Raw genomic sequence first — 16,921 nt, forward strand, 5'->3', positions numbered from 1 at the left:
TTACGCTGCTGGTGATCGGACGGAACGGCGCCGGTGTCGTGGTCTCAGGGGTGGTACCGGCGTCGTCCCCGTCCACCGCCGACCGACCCGGAGCCGACATGACCACAGCGCGCGTCACCGCACCGCGGAGCAGCACGATGCTCCTCGGTGGCACCGCGCTGGTGGTGGGCGCCCTGCTCAGCGTCATCGCCCAGCTCGCCGGTCCCACCGGCGGTCCCACCGGACCGTCCGGTCAGGCGTCGTTCGCGATGCTCGGTGGTGCCGCGACCTTCATGGCCGCGTTCGTGCTCGGGTTCGGCGACGGCGGCGCATGGGACGCCGTCCGTGGATCGTGGATCGGGCGGGTCTCGTTCGCCGTGTTCGGCGGCGCCGGCCTCCTGGTCGGGGTCGTGCCGCTGCTGCCCTCGCCGCCGATCGCGTCGGCCGGGGTCGTGGAGGCCGGCCTCATGGTGACGGCGGGAGCCGCGGCGGTGACAGCCGCCGTCGTCGTGCGGAGGGTCGCGGCGACACCACGCCGCATCTCGGTCGTCGTCGCCGCGATCGGCGCCGCCACCGCGGCGTCCGGACTCCTCGCGCTCGCGCCGTCCACGGGGCACCTCGCTCCGTTCGCCGCGGTCGCCGCAGGGCTGCTCCAGGCCGCGGTCGGCGCCGTCGTCCTCCGGCAGCGCCGACGGAAGGGCCGGCCCGTGCCGTGAGCCAGACCTCCAGCGTCGGTCATGCACGCGCTCCTGGTGGATGCATCCCCCCTGCACCCGTCGGGACCGCGATCGACACTGGACCAGCCCGCCGCCAGGCGGGCCCACGGGGCGACCGAGCCGTGTTCGGGTCATGGCGCGATCGTCCGCGTGGACGCCCCGTCGCACGTCGCGACGCCGGGCACCGGAGGGTCCGGGTGCGTTCGGGTCGCGCCCGGACCCTCTCCACGCTCGTCGACTCGGGTCGCGGGCGGCGTCGGCCGGGAGGCGCGGCATGGGTCGCCGAGGCGTGGTCTCCGACCGTCGTCAGATCCCGCCAGCCACGGTCAGATGACGCCACCGGCCGCGTCGGTCGCGCCCGCGGTCACTCCGGCACCCTCCCAGGCGACGCAGGTCCACCCGTCGTCCGGTGACCCCTGGAGCTCGACGACACCCGTGTTGCCGAGGACGTGGTCGGCCACGAACGCGAGGTCCACGTTGTCCACCCGGAGGCCGACCCACGCCCGGATGGCCGCGCCCGAGCTCACGGCGACCACGACCTCGTCGCCGGCGGTCGCGATGCGCTCCACTGCACCGTCGAATCGGTCGAGGAAGGCGCGGCCCGTGATGGTGCCGGGCATCGCACGGTCGAGGTCCCCCGCGACCCACGCACCGATCGTGCCGTGGTACCGCTCGACGGCGGCACGGTCGTCGTGACCCTCGAGCTCACCCGCCTCGATCTCGAGCAGGCCCGGGAGTTCCACCGCGACCAGGTCACGCCCCTGGAGGAGCGGGGCCGCGGTCTGGTGCGTCCGGACGAGCGGTGAGACGTAGACGGCGTCCAGCCTGCGGCTCACGAACGATGCCGCGAGGGCGTCGGCCTGCTCGCGTCCCGTCGGGGTGAGGTCCGGACCCGGGACGCGGGTCTCGAGGCGCTTGACGACGTTCGTGGGGGTCTCCCCGTGGCGGATCAGGAACAGCTGCACGAGGGACAGCGTAGGGAAGCGGCGGCGCGCTGTGCGCGCCGCCGCTTCCGCGTGTCGGCGCCGGAGGACCTCCCGGCGCCGTGCTCCCCGCCGCGCGCGGCCGCCTCGGGCCCGGTCGCGATCAGCGGTGTCGTGGTCGGTCGACGTCGTCGTCAGAGCCGAAGTGCATGCGAGGGAGCGGGCGTGTCGACGCCGTACTCCCAGCCGTCGTAGTCACCGTGGTGGTGACGGGCCAGGTCGGTGAAGAACCGCCGGGCGTCGGACACCGTGCGTTCGTCGATCACGGAGACGGTGCGGACCGCGATCACGGCCCATCCGTCCTCACCGACGGCCCGGCCGAGGCGACGGATGCCCCATCCGGACTCGCGCATGCGGTCGGCCGCTGCTCGGGCGTCCCGCTCCGTGTCGCAGTACCAGAAGTGCAACCACGGTCGTGCCGTGGTGACCGCGCCCGACACGGTCGCGAGCGACGCGCGGTCAGCGGCGGTGAGGAGCGCCTCCCCCGCGCTGCCGCTCGTGCGCCGACCGAACTCCCAGATCTTCCCCATGGCCGTCATACAACCATGCGTGAGCATGGTTCAGGAAAAGGATACTCGGTATGCTTTCTCGGTCCCCGTGTTTCCGCGGGAATCGGCCTTCCTGGACGCCGTCCGGCAATCCGATTCCCAGCCGTTTCCGAGCGGAGTGGAACGGACCGCCGCGCCGTGCGCATCGGGTGCGGGAGCGCCGTCGCGTCGGGGGTCCGCCGTACCGTGCGAGGGTGACGAACGACGACGAGATCGACGACCGTGGCCACGGGACCGCCGCGCGACGCTCGCGGGGAACACGGGCGGCCGCCTGTGCGGGTCCGGTGTGCGGCTCGTCCTGCCGCCGCCCGGTCCCTCCGGACGCGCCCGTCGCGCTCTGCGCACAGCACCTGGCCGTGGCGGCCGAGTGGGCCGGCGCCACGGGCGGTGTCGACGACGTCCTCCCCGCGCCGTGCGCCTCCTGCGGAGCACGGACCGGCGTGCGGTATCCGTCTGGGTGGGTCTGCGGGGTGTGCGAGTGGCGCCTCGGGGCGGTGCCCGACGGCGAGGCACGTCCGCCACGCGTCGACGTCGTCTACTACATCCGCTTCGAGGAGCGCATCAAGATCGGCACCTCCGCCAACCCCCGCCAGCGGCTCGCCCGGCTCTGGCACGAGGAACTCCTCGGGTTCGAACGGGGTGGGCGCGCCCTGGAACGCGCCCGACACCACCAGTTCGCGCACCTGCGGTACCCCGGGTCGGAGTGGTTCAGGATCGAGGACGACCTCCGCCAGCACGTCGGCCGCGTGACGGACGGCCAGCCGGCGCCGTGGGACCTCTACACGCGCTGGGTGAGCGAGGCCGTCGCGCTCCGGACCTGATCTCGGGACCCGTGCGGACCGTGCCCGGTGTCAGTCGCGCAGGTAGGCGTCGACGAGCAGGTCCCCGCGCACCGCCCGCAGTTCGTCCACGAGCCGGGCGAGCGTCCGCCGGGACCACCCGCCGGCCTCGATGTCGTGCGGCCCGAGTGCCGGGAGCCGTCCGGTCCGGATGCGGATGACCTCCCACCCCGCGGCTCGGAGGGCACGGTCCTTCCGGCGGTCGGCGTCCTCACGGCGGCCCACGTGCTCGAGACCGTGGCGTCCCGTCGAGTCGTACTCGATCGCGACGCGGAGCTCCGGGAGCACGACGTCGGGCCACGCCTCGAGGTGGTCGAAGAAGGGTCGGGCGAGACGCACCGCGTTGTCGCCCTCGGTGTGCTCGAGCCGCGCGCGGAGGTCGGCACGCAGCTGCGCCTCCACCGCGGACGCCGGGCGCGGGGCGCACGCACTGCGGAACGGGGTCCCCGCCGGGAGGTCGGGGGTCCGGGTGCAGACGTCCCGGCCACGACGTGTGGGTCGAGTCGGACGCGTCGCGAGCGGAGCGGGCGCACGTGGTGCGTCGGATGCCGGCCCGGTGACTCCGTCCGGACCCGTGGCCGGCACCACGGCGGGGTGCAGCAGGGTCAGCGGTCCGCGGGGTCGGGCTTGCGCGGCACACTCGGGACACCACGAGGACCGCCGGCGCTCGCGGCCGGGACGGGACCGCTGTTCGCTCGGTGTGGCGACGAACACGTGGCCCGCGTCACACTCCCAACACAGGAAGACGTCGGCGGCGGGCGGGATCTGGCTGAGGACGATGCCGCTGTTGCGGTCGGGGTGGTACTGGCGCACGAGGACCGGGAAGGAACGCCATGCCTCGCGGAACTCACCGACGGCGTAGGGCACCTCGCGCCCGCGCGACCACTGCCGTCGCGCCCACCACACACCCACCGGTTCGGCCACGGACCGCAGCGTAGGGAGCACCACCGTCACCGGCGGCCGCGCCCGATCAGGAGCGCACGAGTCGCGCGATCGCCGCCGATGCCTCTCGGATGCGTTCGTCCGCGGCATCGCCGCCCTCCGCGACGGCGTCGGCGACGCAGTGCGCGAGGTGGTCGTCGAGCAGTCCGAGGGCGACCGATTGCAGGGCCTTCGTCATCGCGGAGACCTGGGTCAGGATGTCGATGCAGTACTGCTCCTCGTCGACCATCCGCTGCAGGCCGCGCGCCTGCCCCTCGATGCGCCGGAGCCGTTTCAGGTAGTCGTCCTTCGCGGAGATGTACCCGTGGTGGTGCGTGGTCTCGTCGGTCATGCCGTGCCTCCCGGTCGGTGGCGGTATCGTGGTGCGGTACCCCGCCAGGGTATCGCGACGACCGAGGGAGACGAGCATGACCGAGCCGACGACGACCGACTACCGGATCAGCGGGATGACCTGCGAGCACTGCGTCATGAGCGTCGACGAGGCGTTCCGCGAGCTCCCGGGCGTCCTCGGCGTCGTGGTGGACCTGCAGGTCGGCGGGATCTCGACCGCGACGGTCACGAGCGAGCGTCCGCTCGGTGACGCCGAGGTCGCGGCCGCCGTCGACGATGCGGGGTACGCGCTGGCGGAGGCATGAGCGACACCGCCGCACCGGTCGAACTCGCGATCGAGGGCATGACCTGCGCATCGTGCGCGAACCGCATCGAACGCAAGCTCAACAAGCTGCCCGGCGTGGCGGCGAGCGTCAACTACGCGACCGAGACCGCCACGGTCCTCCTCCCGCGGGAGATCGGGGTCCCCGACGCGATCCGGACGGTCGAGGCCGCCGGGTACCACGCGCACCTGCCCGAACCGGACGTCGAGGAACGGGACCCCGCCCTCCCCCTGCGCCGTCGACTCGCTGTCTCCGCCGCGCTCGCCCTGCCCGTGGTCGCGCTGTCGATGGTGCCCGTCCTGCGGTTCCCCGGGTCGACCTGGGTCGCGCTCGTGCTGGCGCTCCCGATCGCGGCGTGGGGCGCGTGGCCGTTCCACCGGTCGGCGGTCGTGAACGCCCGACACGGCGCCGCGACGATGGACACGCTCGTGTCGCTCGGGGTGACCGCCTCCCTGCTCTGGTCGGTCTGGTCCCTGGGGGCCGGTCTCGCCGGCCGGGACGTGGCCGGGACGCACTCCTACGCCGAGGTGGCCGCGGTCGTGACCGTGTTCCTGCTCGCCGGCCGCGTGGCCGAACTCCGGGCCCGTCGTCGCTCGGGGGCCGCGCTGCGGGTGCTCCTCGACCTCGGCACCCCGACCGCCCGCCTGCTGCGCGACGGTCGGGAGGTCGAGGTGCCCACCACGGCGCTCCGCGTCGACGACCGATTCGTCGTCCGTCCCGGCGACCGGATCGCCACCGACGGTGTCGTCGTCGAGGGGACCTCCGCCGTCGACACCAGCATCATGACGGGCGAGTCGGTGCCCGTCGAGGTCGCGGTCGGTGACGCCGTGACCGGCTCCACCGTGAACGTCGGCGGGGCCCTGGTCGTCGCTGCGACGAGCATCGGCGCCGACACCGAGGTCGCGCGGATCGGTCGCCTCCTCGTCCGCGCCCAGACGGGGAAGGCGTCCGTGCAACGGCTCGCCGACCGGGTCTCCGCGGTGTTCGTCCCCGTCGTGATCGGCCTGGCGCTCGTCGCGCTCGTCGGCTGGCTCGCGATGGGGTCCGGAACCGGTCCGGCGGTCGCCGCCGCCGTCGCGACGCTCGTGATCGCCTGTCCCTGTGCCCTCGGTCTCGCCACGCCCACGGCGTTGCTCGTCGGGACCGGCCGTGGATCGCAGCTCGGGGTGCTCATCACGGGCCCGCAGGTGCTCGAGGTCACCCGGCGCGTCGACACCGTCGTGCTCGACAAGACCGGCACCGTCACCACCGGTCGCATGCAGGTCCGGGAGGTCGTGCTCGCGCCCGGCACGGGGACCGACGAGGAGACCGTGCTCGCCCTGGCCGCCGCCGTGGAACGTCGGTCCGAACACCCGGTCGGGCGCGCGCTCGTGGAGCGCGCGGGTCACGACACCGCTGCGACCGTCTCGGCCTTCCGCTCAACCGCGGGATCCGGCGTCGAGGCCGTGGTCGACGGCGCCGTCGTCCGCGTGGGTCGTCCAGCGTGGGTCACGGGGCTCGGAGCGACACCCCTGCCGGCAGCACTCGTGGCTGGCATCGAACGGGCGACCGCGACCGGGCGGACCGTCGTGGCGGTCGCACGCGACGGCCACGTCCTCGGCCTGGTGTTCGTCGCCGACGCGGTCCGCCCGACGAGTCGCGCCGCGGTCGAGCGGTTGCGACGCATGGGTCTCCGGACGGTCCTGCTCAGCGGCGACGGGCAGGAGGTCGCCCGTGCCGTCGCCACCGAGGTCGGCATCGACGAGGTGGTCGCCGAGGTGCGACCCGAGGACAAGCACCGCGCCGTGACCGACCTGCAACGTGCCGGGGCGGTCGTCGCCATGGTCGGGGACGGTGTGAACGACGCGGCCGCGATCGCCGCCGCGGACCTCGGCATCGCGATGGGCACGGGGTCCGACGTGGCGATGGACGCCGCGGACGTGGTCCTGGTCCGGAGTGACCTGGCGGCCGCGGCGGATGCGATCGCCCTGAGCCGACGGACACTCCGGACGATCCGCGGCAACCTGCTCTGGGCGTTCGCGTACAACATCGCCGCGCTCCCGCTCGCCATGGCCGGGCTGCTCGACCCCATGATCGCGGGTGCCGCCATGGCTGCGTCCTCGGTGTTCGTCGTCGGCAACAGTCTGCGGCTCCGCCGGTTCCGTCCCGCCTGACCGTCCGGAGCGGCGGCGGACGACGGGGCACCCGCGGACGACAATGGACCTGGCGCACGAGGGTCGAGGGCCCCTCGTGCCGGAGGGGGAACAGTGGACACGACCGATCACGTCGACGAGCCGGGCGACCAGGCCGACGCGCTGCGGGCCTCCCGGTCGAGGCGGCGGCAGCGTCCGCTGCTCGTCGCGGTGGGCGTCGTCGTCGGGCTCGTCGCGGTGGGCATCGGGGTCGGCGTCACCCACGGTCGTCCGGCCACGCCCGCGACGACCCCCACCGCCGAGGCACGCCGCATCACCCCGACGCCCGCGCCGACACCCACCCTCGCGGCCGTGCCACCGCCGGTCGGTCCCCAGGCGCTCGCGGCGCTGCCGTTGGCGTACTACGACGCCGTCATCCCCGGCCTGCTCGACGGCACCACGGCCCACCCCGCGAACCAGTGGGAGATCGCGACACCGAGGCAGGCGCTCGTGCCGCTCTACGCCAGCCCCGCCGCCGACAGCGCGCCGATCGCAGCGCTCGGCGCCACCGTGCCGACCGTCAACCGGCCAGCGACCACGGCGGTCTGGGGACGCTCCCCCGGTGCCGACGGCGGGATGGTCCTGGTGTCCACGCCGTCCCGGAAGAGCACCCCTGGCACGAACGGTGTGGCCACCGCCCCGAGCGCGACCTTCGCGTGGGCGCGGGCGGCCGACTTCACCCTGACCCGGACGGACCGGATGATCCGGGTCGACAACGCGACCTCGACGATCGCGATCGTCACCGAGAGCGGTGCGACGGCCACGAGCGAGGCCGCCCGGTTGGGCACACCGACCGATCCGACGCCCGCCGCCACCTCGACGTACATGGAGGCGGACTACGTCGACACGAGGATCGCGTACACCGAGGGCCACCCGATCGCCCTGACCGGGGCGCACTCCGCCCTGCTTCCCGGGTACGGAGGGAACTCCGCCCTGACTGCGCTGCACTACTACCCGGACCCCACGGGCAGCTCCCACGGCTGCGTCCGGATCTCCGCCGCGATGACCGCCGCGCTCGCGACCCTGCCGGTGGGGACGCCGATCCAGTTCACCTGACGGCCGTGCGGGCAGCCGTCGTGCTGGTCGCCAGGGCGGGGAGCCTCAGCCGATGACCCGGCGGCGCCCGGCGAGCAGGCCGAGCCCGGCGAGCGCGACCTCGAGCACGAGCAGCACCACGAGTGCCGGTCGCCAGGAACCGACCGCGTCGTGGAGGGCGCTCACGGCGATCGGTCCGGCCGCGGCCAACAGGTACCCGACGGTCTGCGCCATCGCGGACAGCCCCGCCGCCTGTCGGTGGTGCTCGGTGCGGAGGCCGAAGAACGACAGGGCCAGCACGATGCACGCTCCACCGGACACACCGATGAGGCTGTCCCAGACCGCGGCGAGGTGCGGGTCCACGAGCTGTCCCGCCATCGCCGCCACGAAGAACAGCGGGCTCACCGACGCCAGGATGCGCTGGTCCCGGAACCGCGGCAGCGCGGCGGAGCACAGGAGGCTGCCCGCGATGGCGAACGCGTTGAGGAGGAACTGGTGCACGCCCGCCGCGGCGGCGCTCACCCCGGCGGTGCGTTCGATCGTCGGCAGCCACGTGATGACGACGTAGTAGCCGACCGACTGGAGGCCCATGAACGCCGTGACCTGCCATCCGAGCGCCGAGCGCCACGGTGACCGGTGGGTCGGGTCCGGGTGCCGGACGTCGTCGAGCGCGACGTCGTCCGCGGCTGGCGGCACGACCGTCCGGGCCCGGAGCTGCGGCGCGAAGACGGCCAGCGCGACGAGCGCGAGACCCGCCCAGAGCCCGAGCGCGAGCCGCCAGCCCGAGCCGTCGGAGCCGGCGACGGGGACCGCGATCCCGGCCGCGATCGCGGCGAACGTCGACTGCACGGCGGAGTAGGCACCCGTGACCTGCCCGATGCGGTCGGGGAAGTCCCGCTTGACGAGCGCGGGCAGTTCGACGTTCACCACCGCGATCGCGACGCCGAGCAGGACGGTGCCGACCCACAGCAGCGCCGGTCCGGGCACCGAGCGGAGGACGATCCCGACCGCCAGGGCGGCCAAGGACACCCCGAGCGTGCGCTCGATCCCGAGGGCACGTGCGATCGCGGGCGCGACCGGTGCGACGGCCGCGAACGCGAGCAACGGCAGGCTGATGAGCGCCGACGCCGTCGCCGAGGGAAGGTGCACCGATTGCTGCACGTCGGCGAGCACCGGCCCGACCGACGTGATCCCGGCGCGGAGGTTCGCGGCGACGAGCAGCAGGCCGACCAGGACGAGGCCGGGACGGAGCACGCGTGCGGGCGAGGTGGAGCGGTGGAGCACGGCAGTGACGCTACCCCGCTCCAGCTCTCCGACGTCGGCGGGACCCCTTGCCGTCGCGCCCGGGCCGGACCGCGCCGGGCCCGATCGCCGGACCTGGACCGTGCCTCCCGGCGGGTGCCAGGCTGGGAGCGTGCGCCCGGACCACGGGCGCGGACGCGAAGGAGCGGACGATGACGGGTGCCAGGGTGTTGTTCATCGGCGGGAGCGGCGCGATCAGCGCCTCCTGCACGCGGGAGGCCGTGCGGCAGGGGTTCGACGTGACCGTGCTCAACCGCGGATCGAGCGACCTGCGGGCGATCCCCGACGAGGTCACCCGGCTGACCGCGGACACTGCCGATCGGGAGGCGCTGGAGGCGGCCCTCGGAGACGCGCAGTTCGACGTGGTCGTGAACTGGGTCGTGTTCACGCCGGACCAGGTCCGTCAGGACATCGAGGTGTTCGCGGGACGGACCCGCCAGTACGTCTTCATCAGTTCCGCGTCGGCCTACCAGACGCCGGCGACCCACCTGCCGATCACGGAGTCGACCCCGCTGAAGAACCCGTACTGGGAGTACTCGCGGAACAAGATCGCCTGTGAGGAGCTCCTGCTGCAGGCCTACCGGGACGACGACTTCCCGATGACCATCGTCCGACCCTCGCACACCTACGACGAGACGCTCATCCCGTTCGACGGCGGCTGGACCGTGATCGCCCGGATGCGGGCCGGCAAGCCGGTCGTCGTCCCGGGCGACGGCACCTCGCTCTGGACGATCACCCACAGCCGCGACTTCGCCGTCGGGTTCACGGGCGTCCTCGACCGCGCCGAGGCGATCGGCGAGGCGTTCCACATCACCGGCGACGAGACCCCGACGTGGAACCAGCTGTTCACCGAGGTGGCGGCCGCTGCGGGCGCGCCGGAGCCGCAACTCGTGCACGTGCCGACCGAGGCGATCCTCGCGAACGACCCGGCGTGGGGTGCGGGGGTGATCGGCGACAAGGCGAACACGATGGTGTTCGACAACGCCAAGATCCGGACGCTCGTGCCCGGGTTCGCGGCGCGCACGACGTTCCGGCAGGGCGCGCGCGAGATCGTCGCCTGGTACGACGCGCACCCCGAGCGCCAGCAGGTCGACCCCGAGAAGGACGCGCTCATGGACCGCCTCGCCGAGGCACACGCGCCGCGGGTCGTCTGAGCGGGGACAACACCGCCCGCCTCCGCCGCGTCGCCGCGTCGGTCGACCCGCGCGGAGTCCTCGCGCAGCCGCACTGGGTCCGACCTCGCAGCGGCGCCGGGTCCACCACCACGACCACCATCTCCACCACCACGGAAGGACCCACCATGGCCACCTGGCTCATCACCGGCTGCTCGACCGGACTCGGGCGCTCGTTCGCCGGGGCCGTGCTCGCCCACGGTCACAACGCCGTCGTCACCGCGCGCGACGTGACGAAGGTCGAGGACATCGCCCGCGACCACCCCGACTCCGCGCTCGCGCTCGCGCTCGACGTCACGGACGACGCGCAGGTCACCGCCGCCGTGCGGGCCGCGGAGGACCGGTTCGGCGCCGTCGACGTCCTCGTCAACAACGCCGGGTACGGGTACCGGGCGGCGGTCGAGGAGGGCGAGGAAGGACCCGTCCAGACCCTCTTCGACACCCACGTGTTCGGGACCGTCCGCACGATCAAGGCCGTGCTGCCCGGCATGCGCGGCCGCCGATCCGGCACCATCGTGAACATCTCGTCGATCGGCGCCCGCATCTCCCCCGCCGGATCCGGCTACTACGCCGCGGTCAAGGCGGCGATGGAGGCCCTGACCCTGTCGCTCCGCGCTGAGGTCGCGCCGCTCGGCATCACCGCGATGGTGGTCGAGCCCGGTGGATTCCGGACGGACTTCGCCGGACGCTCGCTGACCCAGTCGGCCGAGCCGATCGCGGACTACGCCGAGACCGCCGGCAGACGCCGGAAGGAACACGACACCGTCCACGGCACGCAGAAGGGCGACCCGGCCAAGGCCGCGGAGGCGCTCATCACCGCCGTCGAGTCGGACGAGCCGCCGTTCATGCTCCTGCTCGGCAACGACGCGTCGGACGGCTTCCGATCCGCCCTCGACGCGCTGCGCGCGGACGCGGACACCTGGGAAGCCGTCAGCCGCAGCACCGACTTCGACGACTGACCGCCCGGCCGCGGAGGGCGGGCGTACCGTTGACGGGGTGATGCGTCCAACGATGACCACCGTCGGCGATCTCCGCGCCTCGGGCCACCAGGCCCGGAGCGTCCGCGCCGAGATCCGTGACAACCTCCTGGCCGCCCTGCGCGCCGGTCGGGATCCCTGGCCCGGCATGCACGGGTTCGAGTCGACGGTGATCCCGCAGCTCGAGCGTGCGCTCATCGCCGGTCACGACGTCGTGCTGCTCGGGGAACGTGGCCAGGGCAAGACGCGCATCCTCCGGACGCTCGCCGGCCTGCTCGACGAGTGGACGCCCGTCATCGCCGGCTCCGAGCTCGGGGAGCACCCGTACGAGCCGATCACGACCGAGAGCGTGCGCCGGGCGGCGGAGCTGGGCGACGCCCTGCCGATCGAGTGGCGGCGCCGGGAGGACCGGTACGTCGAGAAGCTCGCGACGCCCGACACGAGCGTCGCGGACCTGATCGGCGACGTCGATCCGATGAAGGTCGCGGAGGGCCGCAGCCTCGGTGACCCCGAGACGATCCACTTCGGGCTCATCCCCCGCAGCCACCGCGGGATCGTGGCGATCAACGAACTCCCGGACCTCGCCGAGCGGATCCAGGTGGCGATGCTCAACGTCATGGAGGAACGCGACATCCAGATCCGCGGGTACGTGCTCCGCCTGCCGCTCGACGTGCTCGTCGTCGCGAGCGCCAACCCCGAGGACTACACGAACCGCGGGCGCATCATCACCCCGCTCAAGGACCGCTTCGGTGCCGAGATCCGCACCCACTACCCCACCGAGCTCGACGACGAGATCGCGGTCATCCGGCAGGAGGCCGAGTTCACCGCCGACGTGCCGGACGTGCTCGTCGAGATCCTGGCCCGGTTCACCCGCGCGCTCCGCGAGTCGAGCGCGGTCGACCAGCGCAGCGGCGTCAGCGCGCGGTTCGCGATCGCCGGTGCCGAGACCATCGCCGCCGCGGCGGTCCACCGCGCGACACGGCAGGGCGAGGACCAGGCCGTGGCGCGCCCGATCGACCTCGAGACCGCGGTCGACGTGCTCGGCGGCAAGATCGAGTTCGAGTCGGGCGAAGAGGACCGCGCGGACGACGTCCTCGAGCACCTGCTCCGCACGGCGACCGCCGAGACGGTGCGCGCGCACTTCCGAGGCATCGACTTCGGCGTGCTCGTCGACGCGCTCGAACGCGGCGGGATGGTCACCACGGGCGAGCAGGTGACCGCGCGGGACTTCCTGTCCGGCCTGCCGTCACTCGGCGAGTCCGACCTGTACGACCAGGTCGCCGACCGGCTCGGTGCGCACACCGACGGCGAGCGCGCCGGGGCGATCGAACTCGCGCTCGAGGGGCTGTACCTGGCCCGTCGCGTGAGCAAGGAGACCGGCGGGGGCGAAGCAGCGTATGGGATGTGAGGTCGCATGACGGGGACCAACCGGCGGCTCGCCCGCGACGCCCGGTACCGGAAGTACGCCGGCGGCCCGGACCCGCTCGCGCCGCCCGTCGACACCAGCGAGGCCATGGACGCCATCGGTCAGGACGTCATGGCCGGGTACTCACCCGAGCGCGCGATGCGGGAGTTCCTCCGCCGTGGTGGTCGTGACCAGGCCGGGCTCGACGACCTCGCCCGCCGTGTCGCCGAGCGTCGACGCGAACTGACGCGCAAGCACAACCTCGACGGCACGCTCGAGGAGATCCGCGAGCTGCTGGACCAGGCCGTCACGCAGGAGCGCGGCCAGCTGGCGCGTGACGTGGAGATGGACGACGGCGTCCGCGCCCTCGCCCAGATGCAGCTGGACAGCCTCCCGTCCTCCCCCGCCGCGGCGGTGAGCGAGCTCAGCGACTACCGGTGGCAGAGTCCGCAGGCGGCCGCGGCCTACGGGCGGATCAAGGACCTGCTCGGGCGCGAGATGCTCGACCAGCGGTTCGCCGGGATGAAGCAGGCGCTCGAGAACGCCACCGACGCCGACCGGGCCGCGATCAACGACATGCTCACCGACCTGAACGAACTGCTCGACGCGCACGCGCGGGGGGCCGACACGCCGGAGCAGTTCGAGGACTTCATGGCGAAGCACGGGGCGTTCTTCCCCGAGGCGCCGGTGGACATCGACGAACTGCTCGACGCCCTCGCCGCCCGAGCCGCGGCCGCCCAGCGCATGCGGAACTCGATGACCCGGGAGCAGCGGGACGAGCTCGACGCGCTGGCGGCCCAGGCCTTCGGCTCCCCCGACCTGATGCAGTCCCTCGCGCAACTCGACGGGAACCTCCGCGCGCTCCGTCCGGGCGAGGACTGGGGCGGGGGCGAGCGCATGGACGGCGACGAGGGTCTCGGGCTCGGCGACGGGACCGGAGTGTTCCAGGACCTGGCGGACCTCGACCAGCTCGCCGACCAGCTCGCGCAGTCGCACAACGGGTCACAGCTCGACGACCTCGACCTCGACGCGCTCCGGCGGCAGCTCGGTGAGGAGTCCGCGGTCGACGCACGGACGCTGCAGCAGCTCGAGAAGGCCCTCCGCGACACCGGGGCACTCAAGCGCGGACTCGACGGGCAGCTCCGCTTGACACCCAAGGCCATGCGACAGCTCGGCACGGCGCTGCTCCGCGACGTCGCCGAGAAGATGAGCGGCCGCACGGGAGGCCGTGACCTGCGGAGCGCTGGAGCAGCGGGCGAGCGCTCCGGCGCGACGAGGGCCTGGGCGTTCGGGGACACCGAGCCGTGGGACGTCACCCGCACGATGACGAACGCCCTGACGCGCACCGCTGGCGAGGGGCGCGCGATCGGTTCCGGCGTCCGGTTGACGATCGACGACGTCGAGGTGCAGGAGACCGAGGCGCGGACACAGGCGTGCGTGGCGCTCCTCGTCGACACGTCGTTCTCGATGGCGATGGAGGACCGCTGGGTGCCGATGAAGCGCACCGCGCTGGCCCTGCACACGCTCATCACGAGTCGGTTCCGCGGCGACGACCTGCAGCTCATCGGGTTCGGGAGGACCGCCGAGGTCATGGAGATCGAGCAGCTCGTGGGGCTCGACGCGCAGTGGGACAAGGGCACGAACCTGCACCACGCGCTGCTCCTGGCGAACCGGCACTTCCGGAAGCACCCGAACGCGCAACCGGTGCTGCTCGTCGTGACGGACGGCGAGCCGACCTCGCACCTCGAGCCGGGCGGTGAGGTGTACTTCGCCTACCCGCCGGATCCACTGACGATCGCTCACGCGATCCGCGAACTCGACACGTCGACGCGCCTGGGAGCGCACACGAGCTTCTTCCGTCTCGGCGACGACCCCGGGCTCGCCCGGTTCATCGACGCCATGGCGAAGCGCGCGGGCGGGACCGTCGTCGCACCGGAGGCCGACGACCTCGGGGCCGCGGTGGTCGGGTCCTACCTCGGTTCGAGACGCGGCGGCTTCGGCGCCGCCGGGTTCGACGACGCCTTCGGCGGCGGCTGGGGACGCGGAGACCAGGGGCGCGGCGGCTGGGACCGCTAGAACAGCGGCCAGGGCAGCGCGGGCATCGGCCCGTGCGGCGCCGGGAAGCGACCACGCGCCGCCAAACGGGCGCACCGGCCGGCGAACGCCCCGATCTCCTCGGCGCTCAGGTACGCGATGAGCGTCTCGGCGAGGTCGCCCTCGAGCCCGGCGCGGACGCGGTCGAGACCGGCCAGCTCGTCGTCCGTCAGTTCCTCGCCCACCCAGCCCCAGAGCACGGTCCGGAGCTTGTGCTCCTGGTGGAAGGTCAACCCGTGGTCCACCCCGTGGCGATGACCGTCGGGCATCGCGAGGACGTGCGCGCCCTTCCGGTCCGCGTTGTTGACGACGACGTCGAACACGGCCATGCGCCGGAGTGCGACGGAGTCCTCGTGGACGAGGGTCACGGGTCGGCCGGTCTCGTCGTCCCCGTCGAGGACCTCGCGCCAGCCGTCGTCCGGGACCTGGTCCGAGGGGACGAGGTCGACCGGGTCCTGGTCCGGGTCGACGTCCTGCCAGAGCTGCACCATCCCCGCGCCGAGCGGGCCCTCGCGGAGCCACGTGCGCGGGACGACGTCCCATCCGAACGCCTCGGACACCAGGTAGGCCGCGACCTCGCGGTGCGCGAGGTCGCCGTCCGGGAAGTCCCACAGCGGGCGCTCCCCCGACACCGGCTTGTACACGACCGTGGTGTCGCCGATGGTCCCCAGGAAGGTGGCGTTCGAGGCGGTCGTGATGCGCCCGCTGATCTCGAGGTCCGCGGTGAGGAGGTCGGGCCCCTCGGGCATCAGCGCTCGCCGAGCACCGGGCAGACGTGCCCGTCCGGGTCCATGGGGGTGCCGCAGAACGGGCACATCGCTCGACCGGCGCCGACGACCTCGAGCGTGCGCTCGGCGAAGGCGCGCGCCGTCCCGACCGGGATGCGCACCACGAGCATCTCGGCGGGTTCGTCGGGGACGTCGTCGTCGTCCGCGGTGTCGATGGGGAACGCCTCGATCACGACCTGCGAGGTCGTCGGGTCCCACCCCAGCGTCATCGCACCGGCTCGGAACTCCGGCTCCACGGGCTGGTCGAGTGGCTCGTTGTCGACGAGCTCGACGGGTGTCCCCGAGGGCACGCTGACGGGGTTGCCCGCCGTCGTCATCAGCTGGTCGAGGATCTCGCCGATCTTCTCGGCGAGGGCAGCGGACTGTTCCTTCTCGAGGGCGACGCTGACGACCCGCGAGCCGGACCGGACCTGCAGGTAGAACGAGCGCGATCCCGGTCGGCCGACGGTGCCGACGACGACGCGATCGGGCCAGTCGAACCCGTGCACGATGGTGGGCATGCGTCCATCCTACGAGCGTCCGGTCGGACCCCGGTCAGCGAGGCGCGGGGCCGTCGGCCGTCGGTTCCGGATGCCCGGCACCGCCGCCCACCGGGGCGTCCGCGGCGGGTGCCGGCGCGCGCAACCAGGACAGGTCACCCGAGTCCGTGTTCGTGGCGACGACGTCCGGACGGGCGGTGCCGTACCGGATGATCGACACCGACGCCGGCCCGACCGAGATCCGCTGGAAGAGGTCGAGGTGCATGCCGAGGGCGTCCGCGATCACGGACTTGATGACATCGCCGTGACTCACCGCCGCCCAGACCGCGCCCGGACCGTGCTCGGCCTCGAACCGGGCGTCGTGGCGCCGGATCGCCGCGACGGCGCGTGCCTGCATCGCCGCCATGGACTCGCCGCCCGGGAACACCGCGGCCGACGGTTGCGACTGCACGACCGACCACAGGGCCTCCTTCGCGAGCTCGCCGAGGGCGCGCCCCTGCCAGTCCCCGTAGTCGCACTCCGTGATGCCACGGTCCGCCAGGGTGGTCGGTGATCCGGTCTGGAGGTCCGTCACGGCCCGCGCCGTCTGACGGCAGCGCTCGAGGGGGCTGGTGACGACGCCGACGAGCGGCACGACGGCGAGTCGCTCGGCCGTGCGGCGCGCCTGCGACCGTCCGACGTCGTCGAGCGCCACGCCCGCCGCCCGCCCCGCCAGGACGCCGGAGGCGTTGGCGGTGGTGCGGCCGTGGCGGACGAGGATGACGGTGGCCATGCGGTCCAGCCTAAGCGGCGCGCCGTGGTCGTGGAGATGCATGCAAGGGCGTGGACCGCGCGATCC

17 protein-coding genes are annotated in these 16,921 nt (G+C 73.4%); 9 read left to right on the forward strand and 8 right to left on the reverse strand.

Going from position 1 to position 16,921, the window contains the following annotated elements; translation table 11 throughout:
- Nucleotides 1–98: 98 nt before the first annotated feature.
- On the forward strand, nucleotides 99–695 hold the full coding sequence (locus DEI92_RS09855) for a hypothetical protein (RefSeq protein WP_146244853.1): 597 nt from the start codon (nucleotides 99–101) through the stop codon (nucleotides 693–695).
- A 326-nt stretch (nucleotides 696–1,021) separates the two neighbouring features.
- Here DEI92_RS09855 and DEI92_RS09860 read toward each other — a convergent pair whose 3' ends face one another.
- Both DEI92_RS09860 and DEI92_RS09865 read right to left on the reverse strand, forming a co-directional pair.
- A complete protein-coding gene (locus DEI92_RS09860) occupies nucleotides 1,022–1,660 on the reverse strand; it encodes a histidine phosphatase family protein (protein ID WP_111013344.1) in 639 nt (212 codons plus the stop codon).
- Nucleotides 1,661–1,812: 152 nt separating this feature from the next.
- Nucleotides 1,813–2,217, reverse strand: coding sequence for a ribonuclease E inhibitor RraB (locus DEI92_RS09865; RefSeq protein WP_181434815.1), 405 nt, complete (start codon nucleotides 2,215–2,217; stop codon nucleotides 1,813–1,815).
- Between the two features lie 203 nt (nucleotides 2,218–2,420).
- On the opposite strand from DEI92_RS09865, the gene DEI92_RS09870 reads away from it, so the two are divergent.
- Nucleotides 2,421–3,047, forward strand: a complete 627-nt coding sequence (locus tag DEI92_RS09870; RefSeq protein ID WP_375342539.1) for a GIY-YIG nuclease family protein — start codon at nucleotides 2,421–2,423, stop codon at nucleotides 3,045–3,047.
- Between the two features lie 30 nt (nucleotides 3,048–3,077).
- On the opposite strand, the gene DEI92_RS09875 is transcribed toward DEI92_RS09870, so the two are convergent.
- Together DEI92_RS09875 and DEI92_RS09880 are read right to left on the reverse strand one after the other, a co-directional pair.
- Nucleotides 3,078–3,989 carry a zinc-ribbon domain-containing protein gene (locus DEI92_RS09875; protein WP_111013346.1) on the reverse strand — a complete coding sequence of 304 codons (912 nt, stop codon included), beginning with the start codon at nucleotides 3,987–3,989 and terminating at the stop codon, nucleotides 3,078–3,080.
- Nucleotides 3,990–4,035: 46 nt separating this feature from the next.
- Nucleotides 4,036–4,338 carry a metal-sensitive transcriptional regulator gene (locus DEI92_RS09880; RefSeq protein WP_111009011.1) on the reverse strand — a complete coding sequence of 101 codons (303 nt, stop codon included), beginning with the start codon at nucleotides 4,336–4,338 and terminating at the stop codon, nucleotides 4,036–4,038.
- A gap of 76 nt (nucleotides 4,339–4,414) precedes the next feature.
- Between DEI92_RS09880 and DEI92_RS09885 the strand changes: the two genes are divergently transcribed.
- From DEI92_RS09885 to DEI92_RS09895, 3 genes are all read left to right on the forward strand, one after another.
- On the forward strand, nucleotides 4,415–4,642 hold the full coding sequence (locus tag DEI92_RS09885) for a heavy-metal-associated domain-containing protein (protein ID WP_111009010.1): 228 nt from the start codon (nucleotides 4,415–4,417) through the stop codon (nucleotides 4,640–4,642).
- Entirely contained in the window at nucleotides 4,639–6,813 is a 2,175-nt protein-coding gene (locus DEI92_RS09890; protein WP_111013347.1) for a cation-translocating P-type ATPase, read from the forward strand. Before DEI92_RS09885 ends, DEI92_RS09890 begins: the two co-directional genes overlap by 4 nt.
- 93 nt (nucleotides 6,814–6,906) lie before the next feature.
- Nucleotides 6,907–7,887, forward strand: a complete 981-nt coding sequence (locus tag DEI92_RS09895) for a L,D-transpeptidase family protein (RefSeq protein ID WP_111013348.1) — start codon at nucleotides 6,907–6,909, stop codon at nucleotides 7,885–7,887.
- A 45-nt stretch (nucleotides 7,888–7,932) separates the two neighbouring features.
- Here the strand turns inward: DEI92_RS09895 and DEI92_RS09900 are convergent, their stop codons facing one another.
- Nucleotides 7,933–9,150 (reverse strand): MFS transporter, encoded by a 1,218-nt coding sequence (locus DEI92_RS09900; RefSeq protein ID WP_111013349.1) that lies wholly within the window; start codon nucleotides 9,148–9,150, stop codon nucleotides 7,933–7,935.
- A gap of 170 nt (nucleotides 9,151–9,320) precedes the next feature.
- On the opposite strand from DEI92_RS09900, the gene DEI92_RS09905 reads away from it, so the two are divergent.
- The 4 genes from DEI92_RS09905 (at nucleotide 9,321) to DEI92_RS09920 (ending at nucleotide 14,798) form a co-directional block, all read left to right on the forward strand.
- Nucleotides 9,321–10,322, forward strand: coding sequence for an SDR family oxidoreductase (locus tag DEI92_RS09905; protein WP_111013350.1), 1,002 nt, complete (start codon nucleotides 9,321–9,323; stop codon nucleotides 10,320–10,322).
- 146 nt (nucleotides 10,323–10,468) lie between these two features.
- Nucleotides 10,469–11,299 carry an oxidoreductase gene (locus DEI92_RS09910; protein ID WP_111009332.1) on the forward strand — a complete coding sequence of 277 codons (831 nt, stop codon included), beginning with the start codon at nucleotides 10,469–10,471 and terminating at the stop codon, nucleotides 11,297–11,299.
- A 40-nt stretch (nucleotides 11,300–11,339) separates the two neighbouring features.
- Complete coding sequence (locus tag DEI92_RS09915; RefSeq protein WP_111013351.1) at nucleotides 11,340–12,725, forward strand: magnesium chelatase; 1,386 nt, start codon at nucleotides 11,340–11,342, stop codon at nucleotides 12,723–12,725.
- A gap of 6 nt (nucleotides 12,726–12,731) precedes the next feature.
- Nucleotides 12,732–14,798 carry a VWA domain-containing protein gene (locus DEI92_RS09920; RefSeq protein WP_111013352.1) on the forward strand — a complete coding sequence of 689 codons (2,067 nt, stop codon included), beginning with the start codon at nucleotides 12,732–12,734 and terminating at the stop codon, nucleotides 14,796–14,798.
- Here DEI92_RS09920 and DEI92_RS09925 read toward each other — a convergent pair.
- The 3 genes from DEI92_RS09925 to DEI92_RS09935 are packed head-to-tail and all read right to left on the reverse strand — an operon-like array spanning nucleotide 14,795 to nucleotide 16,855.
- Nucleotides 14,795–15,565: an SCO1664 family protein gene (locus DEI92_RS09925; RefSeq protein WP_111013353.1), complete on the reverse strand. Its 771-nt coding sequence runs from the start codon at nucleotides 15,563–15,565 to the stop codon at nucleotides 14,795–14,797. The two genes, DEI92_RS09920 and DEI92_RS09925, sit on opposite strands and share 4 nt — an antisense overlap.
- Complete coding sequence (locus tag DEI92_RS09930) at nucleotides 15,565–16,104, reverse strand: DUF3090 domain-containing protein (RefSeq protein ID WP_111009003.1); 540 nt, start codon at nucleotides 16,102–16,104, stop codon at nucleotides 15,565–15,567. Before DEI92_RS09930 ends, DEI92_RS09925 begins: the two co-directional genes overlap by 1 nt.
- A 34-nt stretch (nucleotides 16,105–16,138) precedes the next feature.
- A complete protein-coding gene (locus DEI92_RS09935) occupies nucleotides 16,139–16,855 on the reverse strand; it encodes an MSMEG_4193 family putative phosphomutase (RefSeq protein ID WP_111009002.1) in 717 nt (238 codons plus the stop codon).
- Nucleotides 16,856–16,921: the final 66 nt, after the last annotated feature.

It is taken from the genome of Curtobacterium sp. MCBD17_034 (genome assembly GCF_003234515.1).
Lineage (GTDB): Bacteria > Actinomycetota > Actinomycetes > Actinomycetales > Microbacteriaceae > Curtobacterium.